We start from the raw sequence: 23,581 nt of genomic DNA, 5'->3' as shown, positions 1-23,581 counted from the left end.
ACTCAGATAGCCTTGAGCGTACCTTTTGGCAGGGTGGCCGCGATGGCACCCTTCTGGAACTTCAGCTCGACGTTGTCGGAAACTTCCAGGACCACGAAATCATCGGAAACCTTGACGATCTTGCCAGCGATGCCGCCGTTGGTGACAACTTCGTCACCCTTCTGCAAGTTGCTCAGCAGGTTCTTCTGCTCTTTTGCACGCTTGGCCTGCGGGCGCCAGATCATCAGGTAGAAGATGACCAGGAAACCGACCAGGAAAATCCACTCGAAGCCGGTACCGGCTGGGCCGGCGGCAGGTGCAGCGGCGTCCGCGTAAGCGGCGGGGATCAAGAAGCTCATTGGGCACTCCTAATGTAATTTTCTAATAATGGATGCAGACAGTCAGTCCAAAGGCGGCACAGGAAGCCCGCGCTTGGCGTAGAAGGCGTCGACAAAGGCGGCCAATTTACCTTGTTGAATAGCCTCGCGTAAACCGGCCATCAAGCGCTGGTAATGGCGCAAGTTGTGGATGGTATTCAGCATGCTGCTCAGCATTTCGCCGCACTTGTCCAGGTGATGGAGATAGGCGCGGGAGAAGTTGGTGCAGGTGTAGCAGTCACAGGTCGGATCCAGCGGCGAATCATCGTGGCGATGGAACGCATTGCGAATCTTGATCACCCCTGTATCGACGAACAGATGACCGTTGCGCGCGTTACGCGTCGGCATCACGCAGTCGAACATGTCGACGCCGCGGCGCACACCCTCAACGAGATCTTCCGGTTTGCCTACCCCCATAAGGTAACGAGGTTTGTCAGCAGGCATCTGGCCCGGCAGGTAATCCAGCACCTTGATCATTTCGTGCTTGGGCTCGCCCACCGACAGACCGCCAATGGCCAGGCCGTCGAAGCCGATGTTTTCCAGGCCTTCCAGCGAGCGCATGCGCAGGTCCTGGTACATGCCGCCCTGGACGATACCAAACAGCGCCGCGGTGTTGTCGGCGTGGGCGTTCTTCGAGCGCTGGGCCCAGCGCAGCGACAGCTCCATGGACGCGCGCGCCACATCGTGCTCGGCCGGATACGGGGTACACTCGTCGAAGATCATCACCACGTCCGAGCCCAGGTCACGCTGCACCTGCATCGACTCTTCCGGGCCCATGAACACCTTGGCGCCATCGACCGGCGAGGCGAAGGTCACGCCTTCTTCCTTGATCTTGCGCATGGCGCCCAGGCTGAACACCTGGAAGCCACCGGAGTCGGTGAGGATCGGGCCTTTCCACTGCATGAAGTCGTGCAGACCGTTGTGCTTCTTGATCACCTCGGTGCCCGGGCGCAGCCACAGGTGGAAGGTGTTGCCCAGGATCATCTCGGCGCCGATGGCTTCGATGTCGCGCGGCAGCATGCCCTTGACCGTGCCATAGGTGCCCACCGGCATGAACGCCGGCGTTTCCACGGTGCCCCGTGGGAAGGTGATGCGGCCACGACGGGCCTTGCCGTCGGTGGCCAGCAGTTCGAAGGACATTCGACAGGTGCGACTCATGCTTGATCCTCGGGCCCGCGTGGCGCCGGATTGCGGGTGATGAACATGGCATCACCGTAACTGAAGAAGCGGTACCCCTGCTCGACCGCTGCCGCGTAGGCGGCCATGGTCTCGGGGTAGCCGGCGAAGGCCGAGACCAGCATCAGCAGCGTGGACTCCGGCAGGTGGAAATTGGTGACCAAGGCGTCGACCACATGGAACGGCCGGCCCGGGTAGATGAAGATGTCGGTATCGCCGCTGAAGGCCTTGAGCACGCCATCGCGCGCTGCGCTCTCCAGCGAACGCACGCTGGTGGTGCCGACTGCGATTACCCGGCCGCCACGGGCGCGGCAAGCCTCGATGGCATCGACCACCTCCTGGCTCACTTCAAGCCACTCTTTATGCATGTGGTGGTCTTCGATCTTGTCGACCCGCACCGGCTGGAAGGTGCCCGCGCCCACGTGCAAGGTGACGAAGGCACGCTCTACACCCTTGGCGGCAATCTTCTCCAGCAACGCCTCATCGAAGTGCAAGCCTGCGGTCGGTGCGGCGACTGCACCGGCTCGTTCGGCGTACACAGTCTGGTAGCGCTCACGGTCGGCGCCCTCGTCGGGGCGGTCGATGTACGGCGGCAGCGGCATGTGGCCGACACGGTCGAGCAGCGGCAGCACCTCTTCGGTGAAGCGCAGCTCGAACAGCGTGTCATGGCGTGCGACCATTTCGGCCTCGCCGCCGCCATCGATGAGGATGACCGCGCCTACCTTGGGCGCCTTGCTGGCGCGCACATGGGCCAGCACCCGATGGCTGTCGAGCACGCGCTCGACCAGCACTTCCAGCTTGCCGCCGGAAGCCTTCTGGCCGAACAACCGCGCCGGGATCACCCGGGTGTTGTTGAACACCATCAGGTCGCCGGGGCGCAGGTACTCGAGCAGATCGGGGAATTGCCGGTGCGCCAGCGCGCCGGTTGGCCCATCGAGCACCAGCAGACGGCTGCCATGGCGCTCGGCCAGCGGGTGGCGGGCGATCAGGGAATCGGGGAGTTCGAAGGAAAAATCGGCGACGCGCATGATGATGTTCGGTTCGGCAGGGCCGGGAAGTTTAGCCCAATGTGTGAAAATTGACCATGAAAGCCGATTGACCGACCAGCGGTGGCTCTCTATACTGCGCGCCACAAGCCCTGATGGCGGAATTGGTAGACGCGGCGGATTCAAAATCCGTTTTCGAAAGGAGTGGGAGTTCGAGTCTCCCTCGGGGCACCATCACATAGTTCCAAGCGGTCCCTACCAGACCCGGAACACCAGGAAAACCGGCCACTGAGCCGGTTTTTTTGTGCCCATCGTTCCCAGTGGTTCCCTTGTAAGCCCTCAAGTATGTGAGTAGATTTGTGAGTAGGACGAGTTCGGTCCTGAATCCTACTCACACATCGACCGCAATCCTGCGCCGGTCGGCCACTGCGAGGAACGCCCGTGGCGCTCACAGATACCGCCATCCGCACCGCCAAACCCCGCGACAAGCTCTATCGCCTCGCTGACGCCCAGGGCCTTTGCCTTGAGGTGACAACCGCTGGCGGAAAGCTGTGGCGCCTTCGCTACCGATTTGAGGGCAAGGCCAAGATGCTGGGCCTGGGCACCTACCCCGCTGTCACCCTCGCCCAGGCACGCGAACGCCGGGATGCCGCTCGCAAGTTGCTGGCGCAGGGCATTGACCCAAGCGCTCATAAACAGCAGGAGAAGGCAGCCGCCGCGACCCAGGCCCTGACGCTCGAATCGCTGGCGCGGGAGTGGTACGACTACAACCAGCCACGCTGGGCACCGGCCACCGCGTCGAAGGCCCTGCAGTACCTGGAGTCAGACATTTTCCCGGTAATTGGTAAGCGGCCCGCCGCCGAGGTCCAGCGCCCTGAACTGGTAGACCTGGTACGCAAGATCGAGCAGCGCGAGGCGTTCAACGTCGCCCGCAAGGTTCGCCAGTGGCTGAGCCAGATATTCCGCTTCGGCCTGGCCAAGGGTGTGGTGCCAGGCAACCCCGCCACCGATCTGGACGTGGTAGCCGCGCACGCCCCGCGCACTCGCCACCACCCGCACGTATCAGAGGCCGAGCTTCCCACGCTGCTGGAGAAGCTGGAGACAGCCCAGTGCGACTTCACCAGCAAGATCGCCATTCGCCTGCTGCTACTGACAGCCGTGCGTCCCGGCGAGCTGCGGCTGGCGCCCTGGGAAGAGTTCGACCTGGAGTCAGCTACCTGGACGATCCCTGCGGCACGGATGAAAGCACGGCGCCCTCACATCGTCCCGCTCCCACGCCAGGCCGTTGTCCTGCTGCGTGCCCTGCACGAACTGACCGGCACCTATCCCCTCGCCTTCCCTGGGCGCAACGACCGGGCCAGACCAATGAGCGAGAACACGGTGAACAAGGCGCTTTCCTCAATGGGTTACGAGGGGCGCCAGACTGGCCACGGTTTCCGCCATCTGCTGAGCACCAGCCTGAACACCCGAGGCTACAACCGGGACTGGATCGAGCGGCAACTAGCCCATGGCGATCAAGACTCGATCCGCGACACGTACAACCATGCGCACTACCTGGAGCAGCGGCGGGAAATGATGCAGAACTGGGCAGATGAGATTGACGCCCTTTGCGCCGGCGCTAACGTCGTTTCTATTCGGAGCATATCGAAGTGAGCAAGCTCAGCAAATTCAAACCCCATATCTCTCCTGCCGAAGCTGCTGAGCTCCTATCCAGCCTCATCAATGAAAGGGTTTCAGCTGAAGACTTAAAATATCTTCACAAGCTTGGCTGGCTTACAGCCAATTACAGCTGTTTAGGAACAGTAGTCAAGTTGAAGCATGAGTTCGCTGATGAAATTAGAGACATACCTTCAATATCCAAGCTACATTTTATGACCGAAGACCGAGATGTTGGCTTATGCTTTTCACTTGACCTCCCCTTGTGCGAAATGGTCATAAACCAAACAGAGCGCTCCTACGTCTTAATGGATGATAATAATAATTTTTATGCAATCCGAGACAATGACACCAATCAATATATTAGCGACACCAACGACAACCTCTCCTCCTTTGCGGAATCTGGGTTCTACCCTCATGAAATATATGAGCTAGCAGAATTAGCAAACAACAATCTACCAGCAGAACCACCAGACATTAAAATATTAAAAAACAATCATTGTCTTGCAGAGGTGGACCTGTACAACTTCGCTCCAGAAAGCGGACAAAAGCTGTCAGAAGTCCTCTCAACTGAGAGGCTCCCCCAGATCGAGCCACCATCTTATGTACTGGCAGTTGCTGCACTTGTGGAAATCCTTACAAACGGCAGAACTAAGAATCACAATCAATCATCTCTTATAGATGAAATCTTGGAAAAGTATGACCTCCGGGGACTGAGCAAGAGCAACCTAGAGAAAATATTCTCTCAGGCAAATCGCAAACTCACAGAGGCAATGGCCGCTAGAGACTGACTGCAATTGCAACTGCAAAACTGATTTTTGCAGTTGCAATGACTCTCCGATCAACACCCGCCAGCATTGCCATCGTCGATTACCGAAACCGCCCAAGGAGGCGCAGACGATGGCTAACCCTACCAACATCACCCCACCAGCTCGCCGCTTCATCAAGCGCCAGGACGTTGAGTCGATCACTGGCCTGTCCTGCACCGAGATTTACCGCCGTATCGCTGCTGGCGCGTTCCCCAAGCAAGTCACCCTCGGTCCGAAGTCGGTCGTGTGGATCGAGGCCGAGATTCATGCCTGGTGTGATGAGCAGATCGCAGCCAGCCGTGGGGAGGTGGCGTGATGACTCTCGCCGCTCCATTCATGCCCTTTCGCCCATTCGTGCCCTTTTTTCTCATTCGTGCCCTTGTTTCTTCCCCGGCACGAATGGGGCACGAATGGGCACGAATGAAGAAATCGGTTGCTTGCGATGCGCTTCGCGGCTATCGTTCGCCTGTCGCTGCAAATTCAGCGACCGGGCGTAGGAACCCGAATTTAAGAAGGCGCACAGGCGCCCCATTTCGATTGCTGGCGCTTTTTTTGTGCTCGCAGTCCCGTGTTATGGCGGCTGTGTGCGGGCAGGCTTCGGCCTGGCCGGGTTCCTTCTTTCCCGGTATTCCTACCCCGTGCACAGCTGCCACCCAATCCCGTAGGAAGGATCGTGGCAGCTCCTCAGCCAAAGAAGGAGCTACAACCATGACCGCCATCATTCCGTCCAAAATCCGTGCCCTTGCACATCGTAAGATGGCCCTCAGCGCCCTCCGCGCCAGCTCGTCCCTGTCCGTCCGCTTGAAGCGCTACAACCACCACATGGACCAAGCCCGCGCCCTGGAAGCCCAAGGGGGTGTGCAGTGAGCTACTGGAACGATCTTCTGCCCCGTCATGAAGCGTTGAAAAACATGAACGCCGACCAGTTGAAAGCGGCTGAGCAGGCGACTGAAAGCTGCGTGACCGTGCTCGCACACGGCATATCTGGCATCGGTCATCTGCTGGCGTGTACCGCCTCGAATGGTGACACCGGCCTGAATCCAGAAGTTGTAACAGATATTGGTTGGTTACTCAAAAGCCTGGGCAGTCTCGTAGGCAACTTGTCTGACACTGGCGCTGCAGCGACTTTCCATCTGTCCGAAGTTAAACCCGGAGCATAACCATGAACATTCAAAACGGCGCACTTGCGCCGATGGGATCGGCTTGCCTGGATAAAGTGCTTAACCGGTTAGACAAAGTTAAGTCCGCTGGCGCCGACAAATGGAAAGCCTGCTGCCCTGCACACGATGACAAGAACCCGAGCTTGGCAATTAGCGAAACTTCGGAGGGAGTTGTCTTGCTCAAGTGCTGGGCCGGTTGCACAACTAAAGAGATTGTCTCGGCAATTGGCCTGGAGTTGCGTGACTTGTTCCCCGGTGACAAGCAACCACGGCGCGGGCCAAGTAAGGCTGCAATTGAACATGAGCGCATGGTGTTTCGGATCGGCCAATCACTCCAGCAGCAAGGGAGTCTGGCAGGTGACGACCTGGTGCGCTTCAACCTCGCCAAGCAGCGTCTGGGGGTCAAATGACGACTGATCGATTTGCCGAAGAATGGACAGAACCACTCAGCGCAATCACCCGCGAAGCAGCGCCAGCAGTATGGAAAGTGAAGGTGGCCAGTGCTGCATCGATCAAGCCCGTTGCCATCCGCTGGCTGTGGCCCGGCTGGCTGGCCAAGGGGAAGCTGCACATCCTCGCTGGCGCTGGCGGTACCGGGAAAACCACGCTGCTGATCGGCCTGATCGCCACCATCACCACGGGCGGGCGCTGGCCTGACGGCAGCCGTTGCAGCGAGCCAGGCAATGCACTCATCTGGTCGAGCGAGGATGATCCCGCCGATACGTTGATTCCCCGATTGACCGCTGCTGGCGCTGACATGAGCCGGGTCTACATCATCCAAGGGCGCACCAACGCCCAGGGTGACGCTGACCCCTTTGACCCGGCCAACGACATTGCCCTGCTGCGAGAGACTGCAAACGAGATTGGCGGCGTGTCGCTGCTGATGCTCGACCCAATCGTCAGCGCTGTGAAGGGCGACATGCACAAGGCCAACGATGTGCGCCGAGCGCTGCAGGGCGTGGTGGACTTTGCGGAGCAGAACCTTTGCGCCATCGTGGGAATTTCTCACTTTGCCAAGGGCGGCGCGGGCTCATCACCGACTGATCGGGTGATCGGCTCACAGGCTTTCTCTGCGCTGGCGCGAACGGTGCTGGTAGCTGCCAAGCAGGAAGATTCCGACCTGCGGGTGCTGGCGCGAGCAAAGTCGAACATTGGCACCGACGAGGGGGGCGTCTCCTACACCATCGAAACCTGCACCATTGACGGCGAGATAACGACCACCCACGTTGCCTGGGGCGATCTGATCGAAGGTTCAGCCCGGGAAATCCTGGGCGACGTTGAGGGGGCGGAGGATGACACTCGCCTGAATGACGATGATCCGTCAGAAGCGCTACGGCGAATCCTCAAAGATGGCCCGATGATAGGTAAGCAGGCCAAAAGCCTGATGGCAGAGAACGGCTTTAGCGCAAAGCAGACCCGAACAGCCCGCGAAAAACTATCGGTAGTGACAGTTCGAGAGGGGTTCGGAAAGGAGATCAAAACGCTCTGGTCACTCCCTCAAGCCGAAGGTGCATTCTCGGTATTTCCACCATTCGTGCCCATTCATGCCCCATTCGTGCCGGAGAAAGAACAAAGGCACGAATGGGAAAAAAGGGCACGAATGGGCGAAGCGGCACCAATGCTTCACGAGGTTCCGATGTCGGGGGCCACCCTGCCGACCTCGCTTGAAGACGACGCGGAGGACCTGTGATGGCCGCGCTCGACTACCTGCTAGAACGTGGGTTTACCGCCAGAAAGCAAGGTATGCGAGTGCGGATTTCCCCCGCCTCACAGCTGACAGACGATGTGCGCAAGTACGTCAAGGCGAATCGGTTGGCGCTGCTGGCCGAGTTGGCCGCGAACGACGGATTAGAGCGGCGTTGCAACTGGACGGTACTGAAGCCCGGGTGTCGGCCTTTCACCATGATCAGCGAGCCGATCACCCGCGCCGAAGCCTTGGCCGATATTCGTGCGCGCTGGCCAGGTGCAGAGGTGGGGCCATGACGAACCTGGCCGGACGCATCGGCGAGGATTCGTCGATCAATCACCGAGGTTACCTCGGACCATCTTCCACCGTGTCGCCCGCGCCACAGTGTGTCGGTAACGCCACAGTGGATTGCCGAGACAGACCATTTGGTCCGACTCGGCTCAACAGGTCCGAATCGGCAAGGGTGACGGTGGGTGGAAGGAGGGTTGAAGCGCGATTTCACGTATTGGGCTGCACGGCCTTGGCTGCCAGGGCTGGCGCGGGTCTGAAGCATCCACCACAGGTGAGAATGCCGAGCGAGCTCATGCGATTGACCGGCGCTGCCTCAGCCAGGTTCGCGGCTCGACCCGTCATCGATCCGGAAATTCAGGGAACCGGCTCAAGCACCCGGCCTGCTTGGTCTGGTGCGCTGGTCCGCGATCAACCGCAGTGGAGGATTCCCCGCCTTACCTGCGCCTTATTGGAAAACCCGCAGAAACCGCTCAAGGCCTTGCCGTTGCTGGCCCGTGGGCGCCTTAACGCATTTGTGACAATGGAGGATACGAATGGCAAAGCGTGACTACTCGCGCCCCGAGCGAACCCCGTTCCCCCGGGAATTAGCAGTGATGATCACCAGGAAGGCCGACGCGATGGCCAGGAAGCTCGAAGACGAGGTGACTAGAAGGCTCGTCCGGGATGCTCAGCGAGCGCTAGATCAGGGCTACTCGCTGGACCAGATCGCCAAGGAGCTGGGTCTCCCCAAGCCCGCCTGATCTCAAGAAATTCTTCTTGCCCGCTCCCACAGGTAGTGCTTCGCGCAACCCAAGATGATGTATACTGGACACCCATACAGCACGTGATGTGCTGTATCCCGTCCCAGTTGCGCGTGATGCGTTCCTTGAGCGGCAAATGTTCCTATTTGCTCTGAGAGAGAACCTATGCGCCCATTCCAAACCGCGCCTTTGCAATTGAAGTTCGCCGCCGATCAGGCGGTGGGCAGTTTCACCGGCTATGCCAGCACCTTTGGCGGTGACCCAGACGCCCATGGCGATGTGATCGCCCCCGGCGCTTTCGCCGAGAGCCTGGCCAAGCACGCCGCCGCCGGCACTCGCCCCGCGCTGCTCTGGCAGCATGACCAAACAAACCCTGTCGGTGTCTGGGAGTCCTTTGCCGAGGACGACCAGGGCTTGCTGTCTGCCGGCCGCCTCACGCTGGACGTTCCTCAGGCCAAAGCAGCGCATGCGCTGGCCAAGGATGGAGCCTTGGCGTTGAGCATTGGTTACACCATTCCGCCGGGTGGGGCTGTCCTGGTGAGCGGCGCACGGCTGTTGAAACAGATTGACCTGGTGGAGGTGAGCCTTGTGGCCGTCGCCGCCAACCCCAACGCCCGGATTGTCAGCGTGAAGAGCGCTTTCGATCCTAGTAACCCGAACCCTCGGGACTTCGAACGCGCCGCACGTGATGTGCTGGGGCTTTCTGCTCGCGAAGCCAAACGGCTGATGGCGGGCGGCTGGAACAGCCTTGTTCGAGACGAGCAGGCCGACAACAGCGCAGAACTGGCCCAGATCGCGGCCAGACTCCAGAACATCACAGCGACCCTTCAGGGTCTTTGAGGAATCCATATGTCACTCGAACTTCTCACCAAAGCAGTTGAAGACCACGGCACAGTCGTAAAAGGCCTGGCCGGCAAGATCGAAGATGTGCAGACCAACATTGACCAGGTCTCTGATCGCCTGGCCGACTTGGAGATGAAGGGCGTCCGGCTGCGCGGCGCTCCGGCGCCAAGCACCACGAAGACAGCCCTTCAGACCTTCACCAAATCCCAGGGCATGGAAGCAATGCGCGGCGGCGCGAAAGACTCGGGCCGGGTTGAGCTACCCGGGGTGAGCATCAAGGCGCTGGTAAACTCGGGGCGTGGACAAGCTGGCGACAGCGAGTACAGCGGCCAGGCCGAGCGGGCGGCGGGTATTCAGAACGACCCGCGCCTTGCATTCCAACTGCTCGAGGTTCTGTCCACCATTCCAGTGAGTGGTGGTACCTACGAGTTCACACAGCTCGAAAGCTTCGACAACAACGCCGATTACCAACTGAAGGAAGGCGAGCTCAAAGCTGAGTCGAACATCGGCCTTGAGCTGGCCTCCACCAACATCCAGACCATTGCGCACTGGACCCGTGCATCCGTGCAGGTGCTCGACGATGAGGCCTCGTTGAGCTCCTACATCGCCAACCTGCTGGGCTACGGCCTGCTGTCCAAGTTGGAGGGCGAAATCATCAACGGCGCCGGCGGCACCGGCAAGATCCTGGGCCTGCTGCAGCAGGCCATCCCCTACACCCCGACCATCGCAACCACCCCTACCGATCGTGTCGGTGAGGCGGCGGCGGCGATGAAGTCCGAGGGCTGGAAGCCGAGCGTCGTGCTGATGAACCCGATGGACTGGTTCGCCATCCAGTCAAGCAAGAGCGCGGACGGTCTTTACCTGCTGGGCGGCCCACAAGACCCGGCGAATGCAACGCTGTGGAAGAACGTGGTGGTGGAAAGCCCAAGCCTTGCCCGCGGCAAGAGCCTGATCATCGACCCGGCGCACGTGCGCATCCTGGACCGCATGCAGCCTACTGTCATCGCCAGCCGCTTCGACCGCGACAACCTAGTGACGAACCTGGTCACGCTGCTGGCCGAGCTGCGCGCAGGTCTGGCTGTGTTCGCGAAGGACGCCGTGCGATCAGTCGACCTGACCCCGACACCCTGATAGCAATGCGGCCGGGGCATCCTGGTGGGGATCAGTCGGTCAGTGCCCCGAAGTCAACCCCGACAGCCTGCGCAGCACTCAAGCGATACTCCAGCTGGTGGCAGGCACCGAACATCACCGAACGTGGGGGGCGGTCGAAATATGGGCACTCGCCCGGAGCTAGACCGCCTCCGACCCCACGTACAGATTTTTTTCCTTTAACAAAAAAATGTTAAAGCTGCTTTAACACCCATGCCGAGCGTGCATGACCCTGAAAGCCCCGTCATTTGCGGCTTACAGGCCGAAACGGTGCCGAGTTCGGGATGTTAAAGATGTTAAAGCTCGCACCCAAAATGTTAAAGCTTTAACACCCGCAAGTTAACACCTGGAGGCTACCCGCTGATGACCATCCAACCAGCTCCATCCACCTTTCAAGAGCGTTTCGCCCGAGCTTGTGACGTCGCCACCTTCGCTTTGGACAAAGGCGGTCCCTGCTACCTGTTGTGGGAAGTCGAGCATTTCCAGGCCGGCCAGAGGGTGAAGCTCGATGGCGTGTTCTTCACAGAGGAGGAGGCGCGCATATCTGCCGACTTGCTGCGTGGCACCATGCGCGGCGCTCGCGCTTCCATGTCGAGCTATGCGCCGAACTGGAACCCTGACCCGGCCAGAGAGGCCTCCATCCGCCTGGAGGCGTTGCAGTGCCGCGAGATGCTCGCTCGGCGCCTAGGCGTACACCTGGCTATGCCACAGGAGGCCGTGTGATGGCCGCCGCCGTGATCGATTACACACCAAAAACCAAAATCCGGCTGGGCGGCTTCCTTGGCAAGAAATATGGAAAGCACCACCATTTCTTGCTGCAACGCGGTGACGCGAAAGAGGCCGCCAAAGCGCTGGATGCTAACTATCCGGGCTTCGCTCGTGACCTGGCTGATGCCGAGAGCCAGGGCCTACGCTTCGCGGTATTCAAAAATGGCAAGAACATTGGCGACGATGCTCTGACCCGAGGGGGAGCTCGAGAGCTGTGGTTTGTGCCGATAGTGCATGGCAGCAAACGTGCGGGCCTGCTTCAGACTATCGTTGGAATCGCTTTGCTGATTGCGGGGCCATTCACCGGAGGGGCCACCTACGGGCCAGGTATCGCTCTGGTTGCTGGCGGTGTGATTCAGATGCTCAGCCCCCAGGCGGGCGGTCTTTCCCAAAGCGCAGCGCCGGAAAATCTGCCTTCGTATGCCTTCGGGTCGGCCAAGAACACTACAGCCAGCGGTAACCCCGTCCCGATCTGCATTGGCGAACGACGATGGGGCGGAGCGATTATCTCGGCGTCGATCGAGGCGCAGGACAAGGCCTAAAAGGCGCGGTCACGGCGATACTCAGGCGATCAGCTAGGCTGTTGGCACAGCCGCTCTGGCTGGGCTAGGAGAGATAAGATGCCGAATATCAATGTGACTGCACGGCTTTTGAACGGCGATCAATGGGATCCGCTGGGACCAGAAGCGACTTGTGGGGACGTAGTTGGATTGGTATGTGGGGATGACCTGCGACCGCCGCCGACCAGCGTGACGATCGAGCTAACCACCAATAGCGGTAAGCGCGTTGAGGTGTACATTTCGAATTCGGCAGAAGCCGCTGCCATTGTTCGAGTTGATGGGGAGACAGTCTGATCGGATGGCACGGATACAAACGTGAGTAGGATTGTGAGTAGAAAACAGAGGCATCCGAACACCGCCCTTTAGTTACGCGGCCTGTATTGACATGTTCGAGTCTCCCTCGGGCACCAAGATCCGGAAAAAACCGACCTTATGGTCGGTTTTTTTTTGCCCGTCCGGTCAGCGCCAGCGATCCAGCTGCCCCCGGGCACGGCTGCTGAAAATCGTCAGCAGCTCGCTCAATGTATGCGGTGACGGTTCGGCAGTGCGGGTGACCGCATACAAGGTAATCGGCAGCGCCGGGGCCAGCGGCCTGATCGCGGTCGCCCCAGGCGCCGCGCCAAGTGCGGTGAAGGGATCGATCACCGCCAGCCCAGCACCGGATTCGACCATCGCCCTGGCCAGTGAATAGGTTTGCACCGCAATGCTCACCCGTGGCGGCGGCTCCACCGCCTTGAGGTAGCTTTCGAGGCGCACCGACAGCGGGTCGGCGCTGGACAGCCCGATCATGGGCGCACCGGCCAGTGCCGCCAACGGCAGCGGCTTGCCTTCATCTTCCAGCGGCCAATAACCTGCCGGTGCCAATGCCACCAAAACCCCGCTGGCCAGCGCCTGAGCCTTGAGCGCAGGGTGATCTGGCTGTTGCAAGGTCAGGGCGACATCGATCTCCCGCATCAAAAGGTTCTGCACCAGTTCGCGACTGTGGGCGCTGGACAACTCGCAGGCGATATCCGGATAACGCTGGGTCCATTCATGAATGGCCGGCGGCAGCAGCGACAGGGCCAGTGCCGGGGTCGCACCGATCCGCAGGCTGTGGCCTGGCGCGCGACGCAGGCTTTGCGCCAGGCGTCGCACTCCTTGCAGACTCTCCGTTACCTTGTCGACCTCACGCTCCAGCTCCAGCGCTTCGGGCGTGGGCTGCAGCTTGCCGCGCACCCGCAGGAACAACGGGAAGCCCAGTTGCTGCTCGGCGTGCTGCAGAACCTTGGTCACGGCAGGTTGGGAAACGTGCAGCAACTGTGCGGCACCGCTGACCGAGCCGGTCTGGCGGATGGCCTGGAAAATCTCGATATGGCGAAGGCGCATGGCAAGTCCATAACCTTTGTTTATGGCTCAGCGATCTTTATTCATTTTTCGCCACCTGTCACCTGGCCCTAACCTCAGCCTCGTTCCAACAAAGAACAAGGACTGACATGGCTCAGCATGTATGCATCATCGGCGGTGGCGTCATTGGGCTGTCAACCGCTTATGCACTGGTACGCGACGGCTTTGACGTGACGCTGATCGAGGCTCGCGATTCGTTGGGCAGTGAAACCAGCTTCGCCAACGGCGGCCAGCTGTCCTATCGGTACGTGGCGCCCCTGGCCGACGCAGGTGTGCCATTGCAGGCCCTTGGCTGGATGCTGCGCGGTGAATCGCCGCTGCGATTGCGCCCGCGCTTCGATCGTGCCCAATGGCGCTGGATGGCAGCATTCCTTGGTGCTTGCCGCTCCTCGGTCAACCGTGCCAACGCAGGCCACCTGTTGCGCCTAGCGCTGTTGAGCCAATCGACCTTGCAAACCTGGCGAGAAGAGGATGGCCTGGACGGTTTCAACTGGCGGCGCAACGGCAAGCTGGTCACCTTCCGCCAGGCCAGCAGCTTCGAACATGCGCGCAAGAACCTTGCCGCGCCCCAGCAACAACAGGTGCTGTCGCACGCCGACTGCACCCGTCTGGACCCGGCACTGGCAGAGGCGCCCTTTGTCGGCGCCATCTATACCCCGGATGAAGAAGTCGGCGACTGCCACAGCTTTTGCCAGCAACTGGCGGCGCACCTGCAGGCGTCGGGACGCTGCAAATTCCGCCTGGGCCAAGCGGTGTCCGCAATTCGCCATGCGCATGGCGTAGTGAATGCAATTGAACTGGACGACGAAGTGCTGCCGGTGGAGCAATTGGTCGTTGCAGCCGGCCATCGCAGTGCGTTGCTGGCACTGCCGGGCATCGACCTGCCGCTGTATCCACTCAAGGGCTATAGCCTGACATTACCGATCGGTGCACAGCACAAGGCGCCGGACCTGAGCATCACCGACTACGATCGCAAGATCGTCTACGCCCGGATTGGTGAACAGTTGCGGGTGGCGGCGATGGTCGACATTGTCGGTTTCGATCCGTCGCTGGACCCCAAGCGCCTGGCCCTGCTAAAACGCCAGGCCCGCGAAACCTTCGCCAATGCTGGTGACTACGACTACGCCATCGAATGGGCCGGCATGCGGCCGGCGACCCCCAGCGGCGTACCGCTGCTGGGCGCAACGGCGTACCGCAATCTGTGGCTGAACCTTGGCCATGGAGCGCTGGGCTTTACCCTGGCCTGCGCCAGCGCACGTCTGCTGAGTGAACTGATCGGCCAGCGCCGCCCCTCCATCGACCTGCAGGGTTTCACCGCCCGTGCGGCTGGTGGAAATAACCGTACTGCAGCATGTCTCTGATCCCCTCACCTACAACGGAGAATAACAATGCGAAAAATCACGTTGATCGGCTGCACCCTTGGCCTGTTGCTAGGCACCCAGGCCCATGCTGACGAAGCAGCGCTTGGGCCTACCCTGAGCAAGATTGCCAGAGCCAACAGCATTACCCTGGGATATCGCGATGCTTCGGTACCGTTCTCTTATGTGGGCGACCATTCGGGGCTACCCATGGGCTACTCGGTAGACCTGGCGAACAAGATCGTCGAGCGGGTACAGCAGAAGCTGGCATTGCCCCAGCTCAAGGTGAAATACAACCTGGTGACATCGCAAACCCGCATTCCGCTGGTGCAGAACGGTACCGTTGACCTGGAGTGCGGCTCGACCGGCGTCACCGCAGAGCGCCAGAAGCAGGTGGCGTTTTCCTACGGGTTCATCTATGTCAAAGGTCAATTACTGACGGCCAAAGACAGCGGGATCAAGAGTTTCGCCGACCTGCGCGGCAAGAATGTGGTGACCACCGCCGGCACCACCAACGAACGCTATCTGAAAAGCTACAACGTCGATAACAAGATGGACATGTACGTGATCAGCGCCAAGGACCATGGTGAAGCCTTCCAGATGTTGCAGTCCGGCCGGGCAGCGGCGTTCTACATGGATGATGCGCTGCTCTACGGAGAACGCGCCAAGGCCCGTGACCCGCACAACTGGGTGGTGGTCGGGGAAGAGCAGTCGCGGGAAATCTACAGCTGCATGGTGCGCAAGGATGACCCGCAGTTCCTCGCGCTGGTGAACGCGGCGCTGGGCGAGCTGTACAGTTCCGGGGAAATCAACGGGATCTACCAGCGCTGGTTCGAACAACCGATTCCGCCCAAAGGCTTGAACCTGGAATTCCCGATGACCAGCGAACTCAAGGCCATCTTTGCCAAGCCGGTGAGTGACCCGGTGGAGTAGCATCCAGACGACCAGCCCTTCTGGCTCACGGCCTCGCCGAGTACTGGAGGCAATGGCCTCGGCCGCTCCGGCCGCGCCCCGTTGCCAGCGCAGGAATGACCTGCCATGAAGCTGACCAACCGCCCCGTTCAGCCCTCCGAAATCCCTGTTCTGCTAGCGGGGAACCACATGGGGCTGAACGAGGAGGTCGACACCCAAGGCACGAATGACTTTCAGCACAGTGTCAAAGCGTGGTTTTGCGCCTGGACTGAGTGCCTTGTACAGACTTTCCCTTCCCAACCCACTCTCGGTGGCGATATGCGTCATTCCCCGTGCGCGAGCGATATGGCCAAGTGCCCGAATTATTTCCTCGGTATCGCCATCTGCGAGGACCTGACTAAGGTACTCAGTGATGGCCTCATCACTACTCAACAAGGCCGCCATATCAAACGGGATCAACTTTTCGCTCATTTCACACCCATTCAAGTGTTGAAGCGGCCCACTCTGTCGCCTTACCTCTTATATGGGAACTCAGGCATTTCCCATAGCGGGGTCAGACTTTTCTCTTCACGGTCATAAAAAACCTGCAACATTCAACACCCGAACCTTCGCCGCGCCTCGACGTCCGATCCTGCATCACCCGCGTTTCGAGGTACCCCCGCGTGAAAGACATCATCACCCGCAAGTACCGCCTGGTCGTGAAGACCGTCGGCTACATCGGCTGGTCGCTGTTCTGGCTGCTGATCTGGGATGTGCTGGTCACCATCGATTTCATGCTGTTCTTCAACAGCAAGTTCACCCTGCCACTGATCCCGTTGACCTTGCTGGGCTCGGCGCTGGTGGTGCTGGTGAGCTTTCGCAACAGCAGCGCCTACAACCGCTGGTGGGAGGCGCGCACATTGTGGGGGGCGTTGGTGAACAGTTCACGCAGCTTCGCGCGGCAGGCGCTGACCCTGATCGATGACCCGGATGATGGCCTGAACCCGATCAAGGCTACCTTGCTGCGCCGGCATATCGCCTATGTGAACTGCCTGGCGGCACACTTGAAGGGCGAGCGCTGCCCGGATGAACTGATGGCGTTCATCCCGCCTGCGGAATTCGAGCGGCGCAACCGTTCGAACAATTTCGCCAACGACATTCTGAGTGGTTCGGCGGCGTTGCTGGCGCGGGAGTACCAGGCCGGGCGGCTGGACAGCATTCGCCTGGCAAGGCTGGAATCGACGCTGGTGGACCTGTCCAATGCCCAAGGTGGCATGGAACGGATCGCCAATACGCCACTGCCCTACCCTTACGTGTATTTTCCGCGGCTGTTCATCACCCTGTTCTGCCTGATCGTACCGGTGGGGCTGGTGGAGTCGCTGGGCTGGTTCACGCCGCTGGCTTCGACGGTGGTGGGCTTCATGCTGCTGGCCATCGAGCGGATCGGGACGGATTTGCAGAGCCCGTTCAGATTCAGTGAACACCAGATCCAGATGGACAGCATTTGCGAGACGATTGAGCGGAACCTGGAGTCGATGCAGCGGGAGGCGCAGTGTGCCGGAGTTGTGGGTGCCTGAGGGATTTTGGGGCTGCGTTGCAGCCCATCGCGACACAAGGCCGCTCCTACAAGGGGCCGCGCAAGCATCAAAGGCGGCACTTTGCCTGTAGGAGCGGCCTTGTGTCGCGATAGGGCCGCAACGCGGCCCCGGCTATCTGTCAGGCCCGCACATAGCGCTGGCGCAACACATCACTCAACGCGTCCACCAGCAACACCAGCACCAGCATCCCCATGATCACCGTGCTGGCCTGGGCCTCCTGGAACAGGCTCAAGGTGGTGTACAGCATCTGCCCCAACCCACCCGCACCGACAAACCCCAGAACGCTGGCCATGCGGATATTGTTCTCCCACCGATACAGGCTATAAGCCAGCAACTGCGGCCACAGATTGGGCAAGGTGCCAAAGCAGAATGCCGCCACCTGGCTACCGCCCTGCAAGCGGATGGCCGCCGCCGGCTCCGGCGGTGCGTTCTCCAGCGCCTCGGCAAACAGCCGCCCCAGCACGCCAGCGGTGTGCAGCGCCAACGCCAGGGTACCGGCATTCGGCCCAAGCCCGGCAGCCAGCACCGTCAGCGCGGCCCACACCAGTTCCGGGATGGCCCGCAGGGCATTCAGCAACAACCGCGCACAGGCCTGCAGTGGCCAACCGAACCGGCCAGCGGCCGGCAGCGCCAACAGCATGCCCAGCAGCATGGCCAACAAGGTGCCCAGGCCGGACATGGCCAAGGTTTCCAGCGCCCCATGCGCTACCGCGCGCAGGTGCCCGGCAGACAGGTCCGGGTGCAGAAAACGCCCGGCATACTCGCCCATCTGCCCCAGCCCGCCGTTGCCGACCAGCGCCTGCAAGTCCAGCTCCAGGTATGCGAACGAGGCCATCACTGCAGCCACGATGGCGCCGAGCACCAGCCAGTTGATGACCCGGTTCATGCAAGCCTCCAGCGCAGGAAGCGGCTGAGCAGGTCGGCCAGCATCACCAGGACCAGGAAGGTCAGCAGCATGCTTGCCACTTCCGCTCCCGCGAACATTCGCATCGACAGGTCGATCTGCTGCCCCAGCCCGCCAGCACCGACAAAGCCCATCACCACCGAGGCGCGCACCGCGCACTCCCAGCGGTACACGGTGTAGGACACCACTTCGGAGACCGCACTGGGCAGGATGCCGTAGAAAAACGCAGCCAGGCGGCCACTACCCGCCTGCAGCAAGGCATGCGCCGGGCGCTGGTCGACCGATTCGAAGATCTCGGCATAGACCTTGCCGAGCATACCGCTGTAGGTAATGGCGATAGCCAGCACGCCCGCCGTCGGCCCCAGCCCCACGGCCCGCACGAACAGCAACGCCCAGACGATTTCCGGCACACTGCGCAGGAAAATCAGCAACCAGCGCACTGGCAGGCGTAGCAGACGCGACCACAACCCGGCGCGACCGCCATGTGAGGCGGCACGCAGCGACAAGGCACGGCTGGCCAGCAACCCGGCAGGGACCGCCAGCAGCAACGCCAACGCCATGCCGGCCGTGGCCACGGCCAGGGTCTGCAAGGTGGCCTCATAAAGCAGGGAAAGGAAGTCGGCATCGTGTGCTGGTGGCCAGAAGGCACTGGTGAAACTGGCGATCTGCTGGCGATTCTCCGCTTGCAGCAGGACCGCCGGGTTCAATTCGCTCAGCTGCACGCCAGGCCACAGCACCGCCACAGCCAGCAGGGTCAGCAGCAACCGCGGCCACAGCGCCGGGTCGCGGGCATCAAGTTTCAGCATCGCGGTATCTGCACGGTCAGGGTCGGCCCCTGGCTCGGTGGTGAAGCCAGTTGTTCATTCGCATACAACGCATCCAGCAACTGCTCGGTCACCGCTTGCGCCGGGCAGTCGAACACCACCTGCCCTTCGCGGATACCAATCACCCGCGGGAAGTGCGCCAGCGCCAGGTCCACGGCATGCAGGCTCGCCACCAGAGTGACGCCATTGGCCTGTGCGTGGCGGTTGAGCAAGGCCAGACTGTGGTCAGCCAGCACCGGGTCCATGGCCGACACCGGCTCGTCGGTCAACAACACCTGCGGCCGCTGGTACAGCGCCCGGGCAATGCCCACACGCTGCAACTGGCCACCGGACAATTGCCCGCACTGTACGAAGAGTTTGTCGGCCAACCCCAGCTCGGCCAGTGCCTGGCGCGCCCCCGGCACATCGCAGGGGTACAGCAGGTTGAACAGGCCACGCAGCATGCCCCACTGCCCCAGGCGGCCGGCCAGCACTGCCGTCACCACCCGCTGGCGCGGCGGCAAGGGCGGTGCCTGATGCACCAGGCCTACCCGCGCACGCAGGCGCTGGCGGGCTCTGGAGGACAACGCCCATGGCTGCTCGCCGAGCAGTTCCAGGCGCCCGCTGCTGGGCTGGACGGCGGTCGCCATCAGGTGCAGCAAGCTGGACTTGCCCGCCCCCGACGGGCCTATGATGGCGACGCGCTCGCCCTGGCCGATGCTCAGGCTCACGGCATCGAGCGCACGCACCTGGCCATGGCGCAGCCCGGCCTCGTGCAGATGGATCGCCACATTGGAAGCCACTGTCGATATCACTTGAGCAGGCCGGCCTCGCGCGCAGCCTGCTCGGTGCCCACGTAGTTCTCAGGTCTGGTCTCGATGAAGCGGCTGGCCGCCTGCAGGTCGAGGATCGCCTTGTGCTCCGGGTTGGCCGGGTCGAGGCCGAGGAAGGCTTTCTTGATCTTCTCTTTCAGCGCCGGGTCCATGTTGCCGCGCACGGTCCAGTTGTAGTCGAAGTAGGTCGGGGTGGTGGCGAACACCTTCACCTTGGCGGTATCGACCTTGCCGGCATCCACCAGCTTCTGCCAAACGCTGGCATTGAGCACGCCGCCATCGACCTTGCCGGCCTGCACCCAGGCCACGGTGGCATCGTGGGCGCCGGAGTAGGCAACGCGACCGAAGTAGTCTTCAGGCTTGATGTTGTCCTGCTTGAGCATGAAGTAACGCGGCATCAGGCTGCCCGAAGTGGAGGAAATGGAACCGAAGGCAAACGACTTGCCCTTGAGGTCGGCCAGGCTCTTCACATCAGGGTTGGCGGTGATGAATTTGGAAGTGAACTGCGCATCCTGTTCACGCTGCACCAGCGGCGTGGCGGCAGGGTCCTTCAAGTGCACCTGTACGAAGGTGAAGCCCCCCAGCCAGGCCAGGTCCAGGCGGCCGGAGGCCAGCGATTCGACTACCGCGGGGTAATCGGCCACAGGCACGAACTTCACCTCCATGCCCAACTGCTTGGCCAGGTACTCGCCCAACGGTTTGAACTTGCGCTGCAGTTCGGTCGGTGCTTCGTCAGGGATGGCGCTGACCCGCAGAGTGTCGGCGGCCTGGGCGACAACGGCACAGCAAGACAGCACAAGGCCGGCGGCGAGCGCCAGAGGGCGTTTGAGCATGAGGTGTTCTCCGGTTCAATAGCGGGGAAATGTCGGCCTATAGGCCGACGACGGGAATTATAAGAGGCGCAGGCGCAAAGGCCAGCTTTGCTACAATCGCGCATCAAATTGACCTCCTGAGGTGCACATGAGCGAGCCGATTCGCCTGACCCAGTACAGCCATGGTGCCGGCTGTGGCTGCAAGATATCCCCCAAGGTGCTGGATGTGATCCTCGCAGAAAGCGGCACCCAGGCTCTGGACCCGAAACTTTGGGTAGGCAACACCTCGCGCGACGACGCTGCCGTGTACGCGCTGGATGACGAGCGCGGCGTGGTCTCGACCACCGACTTCTTCATGCCGATCGTCGATGACCCGTACGACTTCGGCCGTATCGCCGCCACCAACGCCATCAGCGACATCTACGCCATGGGCGGCGACCCGCTGATGGCCATTGCCATTCTCGGCTGGCCGGTCAACGTGCTGCCACCGGAAGTGGCCCGCGAAGTGATCCGCGGCGGCCGTGCGGTATGCGCCGAAGCCGGTATCCCGCTGGCCGGCGGCCACTCCATCGACGCCCCCGAGCCGATCTTCGGCCTGGCCGTCACCGGCGTGGTCAGCAAGCGTCACCTCAAGCGCAACGACACCGCCAGCGCAGGCTGCCGCTTGTACCTGACCAAGCCACTGGGTATCGGCATCCTCACCACCGCCGAGAAAAAGGCCAAGCTGCGCCCCCAGGACCAGGGCCTTGCCCGCGACTGGATGTGCACCCTCAACACGCCAGGCAGCCGCTTCGGCAAGCTTGACGGGGTCAAGGCCATGACCGACGTCACCGGTTTCGGCCTGCTCGGCCACCTGGTGGAACTGGCCGAGGGCAGTGGCCTTACCGCTCATTTGGACTATGCCGCCGTCCCGCGCCTGCCCAGCGTCGACCACTACCTGGCCGAGGGCTGCATCCCCGGCGGCACCCTGCGCAACTTCGACAGCTATGGCCACAAGATCGGCGCCCTGAGCGACGACCAGAAGCATCTGCTGTGCGACCCGCAGACCAGTGGCGGCTTGCTGGTGGCGGTTATCCCGGAGGGTGAAGCCGAGTTCCTGGCGGTGGCCGCCGAACTGGGCCTGCAACTGGCGCCAATCGGCAAGCTGGTCGAGCGACAGAGCCACGCGGTCGAGGTGATCTGATGCGCCCCGACTGCACCGACTTTCGCCAGTTGTTCCTCGACGATGTGCCGATGATGGACATGCGTGCACCTGTCGAGTTTGCCAAGGGCGCCTTCCCCTGCGCCGTCAACCTGCCGCTGATGAATGACCAGGAGCGGCAAAAGGTCGGCACCTGCTACAAGCAGAAAGGCCAGGCTGAAGCCATCGTTCTGGGCCACAAGCTGGTCAGCGGCGAGATCAAGCAGGCACGTCTGGAGGCCTGGGCAAAGTTCGCCGAGGATCACCCGGAAGGCTACCTGTACTGCTTCCGTGGCGGCCTGCGCTCCCATCTTGTGCAGAAAGTGCTGCGCGATGAGAAGGGCATCCACTACCCCCTCGTCGAGGGCGGCTACAAGGCTATGCGCCACTTCCTGCTGGAAACTACCCAACAGGCGGTCGCGCAATGTGATTTCGTGATCGTGGGCGGCCTGACCGGCACCGGCAAGACCGATGTGCTGCACCTGCTGGACAACGCGCTGGACCTGGAGGGCTACGCCAACCATCGCGGTTCCAGCTTTGGCAAGCGCGCCACTGCACAGCCCGCGCAGATCGACTTCGAGAACAGGCTGGCCATAGACGTGTTGAAAAAACGCGCCCGGGGCATCGAGCAGTTCGTGCTGGAAGACGAAGGCCGAATCGTGGGCAGCTGCACCGTACCGCTGGAGTTGTACCAGGGCATGCAGCAATACCCGCTGGTGTGGCTGGAAGACAGTTTGGCCAACCGCGTGGAGCGTATCCTGCGCGACTACGTGATCGACCTGAGCGCCGAGTTCGTCACCCTGCATGGTGAAGAAGATGGCCGGCGGCTATTTGCCGAGACACTTCTGCAGAGCATGGGCAGGATTCAAAAGCGCCTCGGCGGCGAGCGCCATCAGCGGCTGTCGGAAATCCTGCGCCAGGCGCTGGACGAGCAGCAGCGCAGTGGTTCGGTGGAATTGCACCGGGTCTTCATCGAAAGCTTGCTGAGCGAGTATTACGACCCGATGTATGCCTACCAGCGTGCAGCGAAAGCAGAGCGTATCGAGTTTGCCGGGGATGCGGTGGAAGTGCGCGAGTACCTCAAGGCCCGAGCGCTGCGCGAGCCGCGCAAGTAAAAAACGGGGCCGCTTCGCGCCCCATCGCCGGCAAGCCAGCTCCCACAGGTATTGCACTGCCTGACAGGGTATGCGCTCCCTGTGGGAGCTGGCTTGCCGGCGATAGGGCCAGTACTGGCAGCCTCACTGCCCAGGGCTGAGCACGCGCTCCAGCTCCGCCGCCCGGTCGCGGGTCATGTCCATCACACAGGTCCCACCTTCCAGCTGTGCCATTGTCCCGCCACTGGCCTGCACATGGAACCCGCAATTGCCATCGCGGTAGGCAAGCCACTTGCGCTGCACATCACGCAGGCTCTTCTGCTGCCCGGCATCCAGCTTGCCCATCAATTGCTTGTACACCCGGTTCAAACGCTGGTCCTGCAACTGCGTCTCGGCCCGAATGCACTCGCTCATGGCCACGGTACTGGACGCCTTGTCCATGCACTGCCCGTATCCCGGCGTGTAGTCATCCGCCTGGGCCAGCGGCAGCACACAGGCCACTGCCAGGCCCGTCAGGTAATGCTTGGTCATCAACCCCTCCTTG

The 23,581-nt window shown here is 61.4% G+C and carries 29 protein-coding genes and 1 tRNA gene; 20 read left to right on the top strand and 10 right to left on the bottom strand.

Going from position 1 to position 23,581, the window contains the following annotated elements; genetic code table 11:
* Window positions 1-2: 2 nt before the first annotated feature.
* Genes yajC through queA form a run of 3 tightly spaced genes read right to left on the bottom strand, consistent with a single transcriptional unit; the run spans window position 3 to window position 2,560 of the window.
* Window positions 3-338, bottom strand: a complete 336-nt coding sequence (gene yajC / locus GEV38_RS04995; RefSeq protein ID WP_003259111.1) for a preprotein translocase subunit YajC — start codon at window positions 336-338, stop codon at window positions 3-5.
* A gap of 42 nt (window positions 339-380) precedes the next feature.
* Entirely contained in the window at window positions 381-1,496 is a 1,116-nt protein-coding gene (tgt, locus tag GEV38_RS04990; protein ID WP_013971009.1) for a tRNA guanosine(34) transglycosylase Tgt, read from the bottom strand.
* A gap of 14 nt (window positions 1,497-1,510) precedes the next feature.
* On the bottom strand, window positions 1,511-2,560 hold the full coding sequence (gene queA / locus GEV38_RS04985; protein WP_013971008.1) for a tRNA preQ1(34) S-adenosylmethionine ribosyltransferase-isomerase QueA: 1,050 nt from the start codon (window positions 2,558-2,560) through the stop codon (window positions 1,511-1,513).
* Window positions 2,561-2,667: 107 nt separating this feature from the next.
* Here queA and GEV38_RS04980 point away from each other — a divergent pair.
* From GEV38_RS04980 to GEV38_RS04910, 15 genes are all read left to right on the top strand, one after another.
* Window positions 2,668-2,752, top strand: a tRNA-Leu gene (locus GEV38_RS04980).
* 207 nt (window positions 2,753-2,959) lie between these two features.
* Complete coding sequence (locus GEV38_RS04975) at window positions 2,960-4,171, top strand: integrase arm-type DNA-binding domain-containing protein (protein WP_173895598.1); 1,212 nt, start codon at window positions 2,960-2,962, stop codon at window positions 4,169-4,171.
* Complete coding sequence (locus tag GEV38_RS04970) at window positions 4,168-4,965, top strand: hypothetical protein (RefSeq protein WP_173895597.1); 798 nt, start codon at window positions 4,168-4,170, stop codon at window positions 4,963-4,965. The genes GEV38_RS04975 and GEV38_RS04970 overlap by 4 nt, the downstream gene beginning before the upstream one ends.
* Window positions 4,966-5,074: 109 nt before the next feature.
* Entirely contained in the window at window positions 5,075-5,299 is a 225-nt protein-coding gene (locus GEV38_RS04965) for an AlpA family transcriptional regulator (RefSeq protein ID WP_173895595.1), read from the top strand.
* Window positions 5,300-5,691: 392 nt separating this feature from the next.
* On the top strand, window positions 5,692-5,850 hold the full coding sequence (locus GEV38_RS27570) for a hypothetical protein (RefSeq protein ID WP_239688292.1): 159 nt from the start codon (window positions 5,692-5,694) through the stop codon (window positions 5,848-5,850).
* A complete protein-coding gene (locus GEV38_RS04955; RefSeq protein WP_256674072.1) occupies window positions 5,847-6,143 on the top strand; it encodes a hypothetical protein in 297 nt (98 codons plus the stop codon). Before GEV38_RS27570 ends, GEV38_RS04955 begins: the two co-directional genes overlap by 4 nt.
* Before the next feature lie 2 nt (window positions 6,144-6,145).
* A complete protein-coding gene (locus GEV38_RS04950; protein ID WP_054573169.1) occupies window positions 6,146-6,553 on the top strand; it encodes a virulence-associated protein E in 408 nt (135 codons plus the stop codon).
* A complete protein-coding gene (locus GEV38_RS04945; RefSeq protein WP_081013993.1) occupies window positions 6,550-7,833 on the top strand; it encodes an AAA family ATPase in 1,284 nt (427 codons plus the stop codon). Before GEV38_RS04950 ends, GEV38_RS04945 begins: the two co-directional genes overlap by 4 nt.
* Complete coding sequence (locus GEV38_RS04940) at window positions 7,833-8,126, top strand: hypothetical protein (RefSeq protein ID WP_054573170.1); 294 nt, start codon at window positions 7,833-7,835, stop codon at window positions 8,124-8,126. The genes GEV38_RS04945 and GEV38_RS04940 overlap by 1 nt, the downstream gene beginning before the upstream one ends.
* Window positions 8,127-8,654: 528 nt before the next feature.
* Complete coding sequence (locus GEV38_RS04935) at window positions 8,655-8,861, top strand: hypothetical protein (RefSeq protein WP_054573171.1); 207 nt, start codon at window positions 8,655-8,657, stop codon at window positions 8,859-8,861.
* A gap of 165 nt (window positions 8,862-9,026) precedes the next feature.
* Complete coding sequence (locus GEV38_RS04930) at window positions 9,027-9,701, top strand: HK97 family phage prohead protease (protein WP_054573172.1); 675 nt, start codon at window positions 9,027-9,029, stop codon at window positions 9,699-9,701.
* Between the two features lie 9 nt (window positions 9,702-9,710).
* Window positions 9,711-10,835: a phage major capsid protein gene (locus tag GEV38_RS04925; protein WP_054573173.1), complete on the top strand. Its 1,125-nt coding sequence runs from the start codon at window positions 9,711-9,713 to the stop codon at window positions 10,833-10,835.
* A gap of 381 nt (window positions 10,836-11,216) precedes the next feature.
* On the top strand, window positions 11,217-11,576 hold the full coding sequence (locus tag GEV38_RS04920; protein ID WP_054573174.1) for a hypothetical protein: 360 nt from the start codon (window positions 11,217-11,219) through the stop codon (window positions 11,574-11,576).
* Entirely contained in the window at window positions 11,576-12,163 is a 588-nt protein-coding gene (locus GEV38_RS04915; protein WP_173895592.1) for a tail assembly protein, read from the top strand. The genes GEV38_RS04920 and GEV38_RS04915 overlap by 1 nt, the downstream gene beginning before the upstream one ends.
* Before the next feature lie 78 nt (window positions 12,164-12,241).
* Window positions 12,242-12,475 carry a hypothetical protein gene (locus GEV38_RS04910; protein WP_081013994.1) on the top strand — a complete coding sequence of 78 codons (234 nt, stop codon included), beginning with the start codon at window positions 12,242-12,244 and terminating at the stop codon, window positions 12,473-12,475.
* Window positions 12,476-12,640: 165 nt separating this feature from the next.
* On the opposite strand, the gene GEV38_RS04905 is transcribed toward GEV38_RS04910, so the two are convergent.
* Window positions 12,641-13,546: a LysR family transcriptional regulator gene (locus tag GEV38_RS04905; protein WP_015269009.1), complete on the bottom strand. Its 906-nt coding sequence runs from the start codon at window positions 13,544-13,546 to the stop codon at window positions 12,641-12,643.
* 107 nt (window positions 13,547-13,653) lie between these two features.
* Here GEV38_RS04905 and GEV38_RS04900 point away from each other — a divergent pair, with 107 nt between their 5' ends.
* Complete coding sequence (locus GEV38_RS04900; RefSeq protein WP_054573176.1) at window positions 13,654-14,925, top strand: D-amino acid dehydrogenase; 1,272 nt, start codon at window positions 13,654-13,656, stop codon at window positions 14,923-14,925.
* 27 nt (window positions 14,926-14,952) lie between these two features.
* Complete coding sequence (locus GEV38_RS04895; RefSeq protein ID WP_054573177.1) at window positions 14,953-15,855, top strand: transporter substrate-binding domain-containing protein; 903 nt, start codon at window positions 14,953-14,955, stop codon at window positions 15,853-15,855.
* A 153-nt stretch (window positions 15,856-16,008) separates the two neighbouring features.
* Here GEV38_RS04895 and GEV38_RS04890 read toward each other — a convergent pair whose 3' ends face one another.
* The gene (locus tag GEV38_RS04890; RefSeq protein ID WP_081013995.1) at window positions 16,009-16,305 is read right to left on the bottom strand and encodes an addiction module antidote protein; all 297 of its coding nucleotides are present in this window, start codon (window positions 16,303-16,305) and stop codon (window positions 16,009-16,011) included.
* Between the two features lie 191 nt (window positions 16,306-16,496).
* Here GEV38_RS04890 and GEV38_RS04885 point away from each other — a divergent pair, with 191 nt between their 5' ends.
* Window positions 16,497-17,390, top strand: a complete 894-nt coding sequence (locus tag GEV38_RS04885) for a bestrophin family protein (RefSeq protein WP_025337760.1) — start codon at window positions 16,497-16,499, stop codon at window positions 17,388-17,390.
* A gap of 139 nt (window positions 17,391-17,529) precedes the next feature.
* Here the strand turns inward: GEV38_RS04885 and phnE are convergent, their stop codons facing one another.
* The 4 genes from phnE to GEV38_RS04865 are packed head-to-tail and all read right to left on the bottom strand — an operon-like array spanning window position 17,530 to window position 20,784.
* Window positions 17,530-18,297, bottom strand: coding sequence for a phosphonate ABC transporter, permease protein PhnE (phnE, locus tag GEV38_RS04880; RefSeq protein WP_015269003.1), 768 nt, complete (start codon window positions 18,295-18,297; stop codon window positions 17,530-17,532).
* Window positions 18,294-19,121, bottom strand: a complete 828-nt coding sequence (locus GEV38_RS04875; RefSeq protein ID WP_015269002.1) for an ABC transporter permease — start codon at window positions 19,119-19,121, stop codon at window positions 18,294-18,296. Before GEV38_RS04875 ends, phnE begins: the two co-directional genes overlap by 4 nt.
* Window positions 19,115-19,909 carry a phosphonate ABC transporter ATP-binding protein gene (locus GEV38_RS04870; protein WP_015269001.1) on the bottom strand — a complete coding sequence of 265 codons (795 nt, stop codon included), beginning with the start codon at window positions 19,907-19,909 and terminating at the stop codon, window positions 19,115-19,117. The genes GEV38_RS04875 and GEV38_RS04870 overlap by 7 nt, the downstream gene beginning before the upstream one ends.
* A 20-nt stretch (window positions 19,910-19,929) precedes the next feature.
* Window positions 19,930-20,784, bottom strand: a complete 855-nt coding sequence (locus GEV38_RS04865) for a putative selenate ABC transporter substrate-binding protein (protein WP_015269000.1) — start codon at window positions 20,782-20,784, stop codon at window positions 19,930-19,932.
* 127 nt (window positions 20,785-20,911) lie between these two features.
* Between GEV38_RS04865 and selD the strand changes: the two genes are divergently transcribed.
* Together selD and mnmH are read left to right on the top strand one after the other, a co-directional pair.
* Window positions 20,912-21,946, top strand: a complete 1,035-nt coding sequence (gene selD, locus GEV38_RS04860; protein WP_015268999.1) for a selenide, water dikinase SelD — start codon at window positions 20,912-20,914, stop codon at window positions 21,944-21,946.
* Entirely contained in the window at window positions 21,946-23,058 is a 1,113-nt protein-coding gene (mnmH, locus tag GEV38_RS04855; protein ID WP_173895590.1) for a tRNA 2-selenouridine(34) synthase MnmH, read from the top strand. Before selD ends, mnmH begins: the two co-directional genes overlap by 1 nt.
* A gap of 123 nt (window positions 23,059-23,181) precedes the next feature.
* Here mnmH and GEV38_RS04850 read toward each other — a convergent pair whose 3' ends face one another.
* On the bottom strand, window positions 23,182-23,568 hold the full coding sequence (locus GEV38_RS04850) for a lysozyme inhibitor LprI family protein (protein WP_054572780.1): 387 nt from the start codon (window positions 23,566-23,568) through the stop codon (window positions 23,182-23,184).
* Window positions 23,569-23,581: the final 13 nt, after the last annotated feature.

The organism is Pseudomonas sp. 13159349, assembly GCF_013305685.1.
Classification (GTDB): domain Bacteria; phylum Pseudomonadota; class Gammaproteobacteria; order Pseudomonadales; family Pseudomonadaceae; genus Aquipseudomonas; species Aquipseudomonas asiatica.
The sequence above is the reverse complement of the archived record's forward strand: the minus strand, read 5'-3'. Positions and strand labels throughout refer to the sequence as shown.

Excerpts from the sequence above, each read along its gene's own strand:
- yajC (WP_003259111.1), bottom strand. The coding sequence starts at position 338 with ATGAGCTTCTTGATCCCCGCCGCTTACGCGGACGCCGCTGCACCTGCC.
- tgt (WP_013971009.1), bottom strand. The coding sequence starts at position 1,496 with ATGTCCTTCGAACTGCTGGCCACCGACGGCAAGGCCCGTCGTGGCCGC.
- queA (WP_013971008.1), bottom strand. The coding sequence starts at position 2,560 with ATGCGCGTCGCCGATTTTTCCTTCGAACTCCCCGATTCCCTGATCGCC.
- GEV38_RS04965 (WP_173895595.1), top strand. The coding sequence starts at position 5,075 with ATGGCTAACCCTACCAACATCACCCCACCAGCTCGCCGCTTCATCAAG.
- GEV38_RS27570 (WP_239688292.1), top strand. The coding sequence starts at position 5,692 with ATGACCGCCATCATTCCGTCCAAAATCCGTGCCCTTGCACATCGTAAG.
- GEV38_RS04950 (WP_054573169.1), top strand. The coding sequence starts at position 6,146 with ATGAACATTCAAAACGGCGCACTTGCGCCGATGGGATCGGCTTGCCTG.
- GEV38_RS04945 (WP_081013993.1), top strand. The coding sequence starts at position 6,550 with ATGACGACTGATCGATTTGCCGAAGAATGGACAGAACCACTCAGCGCA.
- GEV38_RS04940 (WP_054573170.1), top strand. The coding sequence starts at position 7,833 with ATGGCCGCGCTCGACTACCTGCTAGAACGTGGGTTTACCGCCAGAAAG.
- GEV38_RS04935 (WP_054573171.1), top strand. The coding sequence starts at position 8,655 with ATGGCAAAGCGTGACTACTCGCGCCCCGAGCGAACCCCGTTCCCCCGG.
- GEV38_RS04930 (WP_054573172.1), top strand. The coding sequence starts at position 9,027 with ATGCGCCCATTCCAAACCGCGCCTTTGCAATTGAAGTTCGCCGCCGAT.
- GEV38_RS04925 (WP_054573173.1), top strand. The coding sequence starts at position 9,711 with ATGTCACTCGAACTTCTCACCAAAGCAGTTGAAGACCACGGCACAGTC.
- GEV38_RS04920 (WP_054573174.1), top strand. The coding sequence starts at position 11,217 with ATGACCATCCAACCAGCTCCATCCACCTTTCAAGAGCGTTTCGCCCGA.
- GEV38_RS04915 (WP_173895592.1), top strand. The coding sequence starts at position 11,576 with ATGGCCGCCGCCGTGATCGATTACACACCAAAAACCAAAATCCGGCTG.
- GEV38_RS04910 (WP_081013994.1), top strand. The coding sequence starts at position 12,242 with ATGCCGAATATCAATGTGACTGCACGGCTTTTGAACGGCGATCAATGG.
- GEV38_RS04905 (WP_015269009.1), bottom strand. The coding sequence starts at position 13,546 with ATGCGCCTTCGCCATATCGAGATTTTCCAGGCCATCCGCCAGACCGGC.
- GEV38_RS04900 (WP_054573176.1), top strand. The coding sequence starts at position 13,654 with ATGGCTCAGCATGTATGCATCATCGGCGGTGGCGTCATTGGGCTGTCA.
- GEV38_RS04895 (WP_054573177.1), top strand. The coding sequence starts at position 14,953 with ATGCGAAAAATCACGTTGATCGGCTGCACCCTTGGCCTGTTGCTAGGC.
- GEV38_RS04890 (WP_081013995.1), bottom strand. The coding sequence starts at position 16,305 with ATGAGCGAAAAGTTGATCCCGTTTGATATGGCGGCCTTGTTGAGTAGT.
- phnE (WP_015269003.1), bottom strand. The coding sequence starts at position 18,297 with ATGAACCGGGTCATCAACTGGCTGGTGCTCGGCGCCATCGTGGCTGCA.
- GEV38_RS04875 (WP_015269002.1), bottom strand. The coding sequence starts at position 19,121 with ATGCTGAAACTTGATGCCCGCGACCCGGCGCTGTGGCCGCGGTTGCTG.
- GEV38_RS04865 (WP_015269000.1), bottom strand. The coding sequence starts at position 20,784 with ATGCTCAAACGCCCTCTGGCGCTCGCCGCCGGCCTTGTGCTGTCTTGC.
- selD (WP_015268999.1), top strand. The coding sequence starts at position 20,912 with ATGAGCGAGCCGATTCGCCTGACCCAGTACAGCCATGGTGCCGGCTGT.
- mnmH (WP_173895590.1), top strand. The coding sequence starts at position 21,946 with ATGCGCCCCGACTGCACCGACTTTCGCCAGTTGTTCCTCGACGATGTG.
- GEV38_RS04850 (WP_054572780.1), bottom strand. The coding sequence starts at position 23,568 with ATGACCAAGCATTACCTGACGGGCCTGGCAGTGGCCTGTGTGCTGCCG.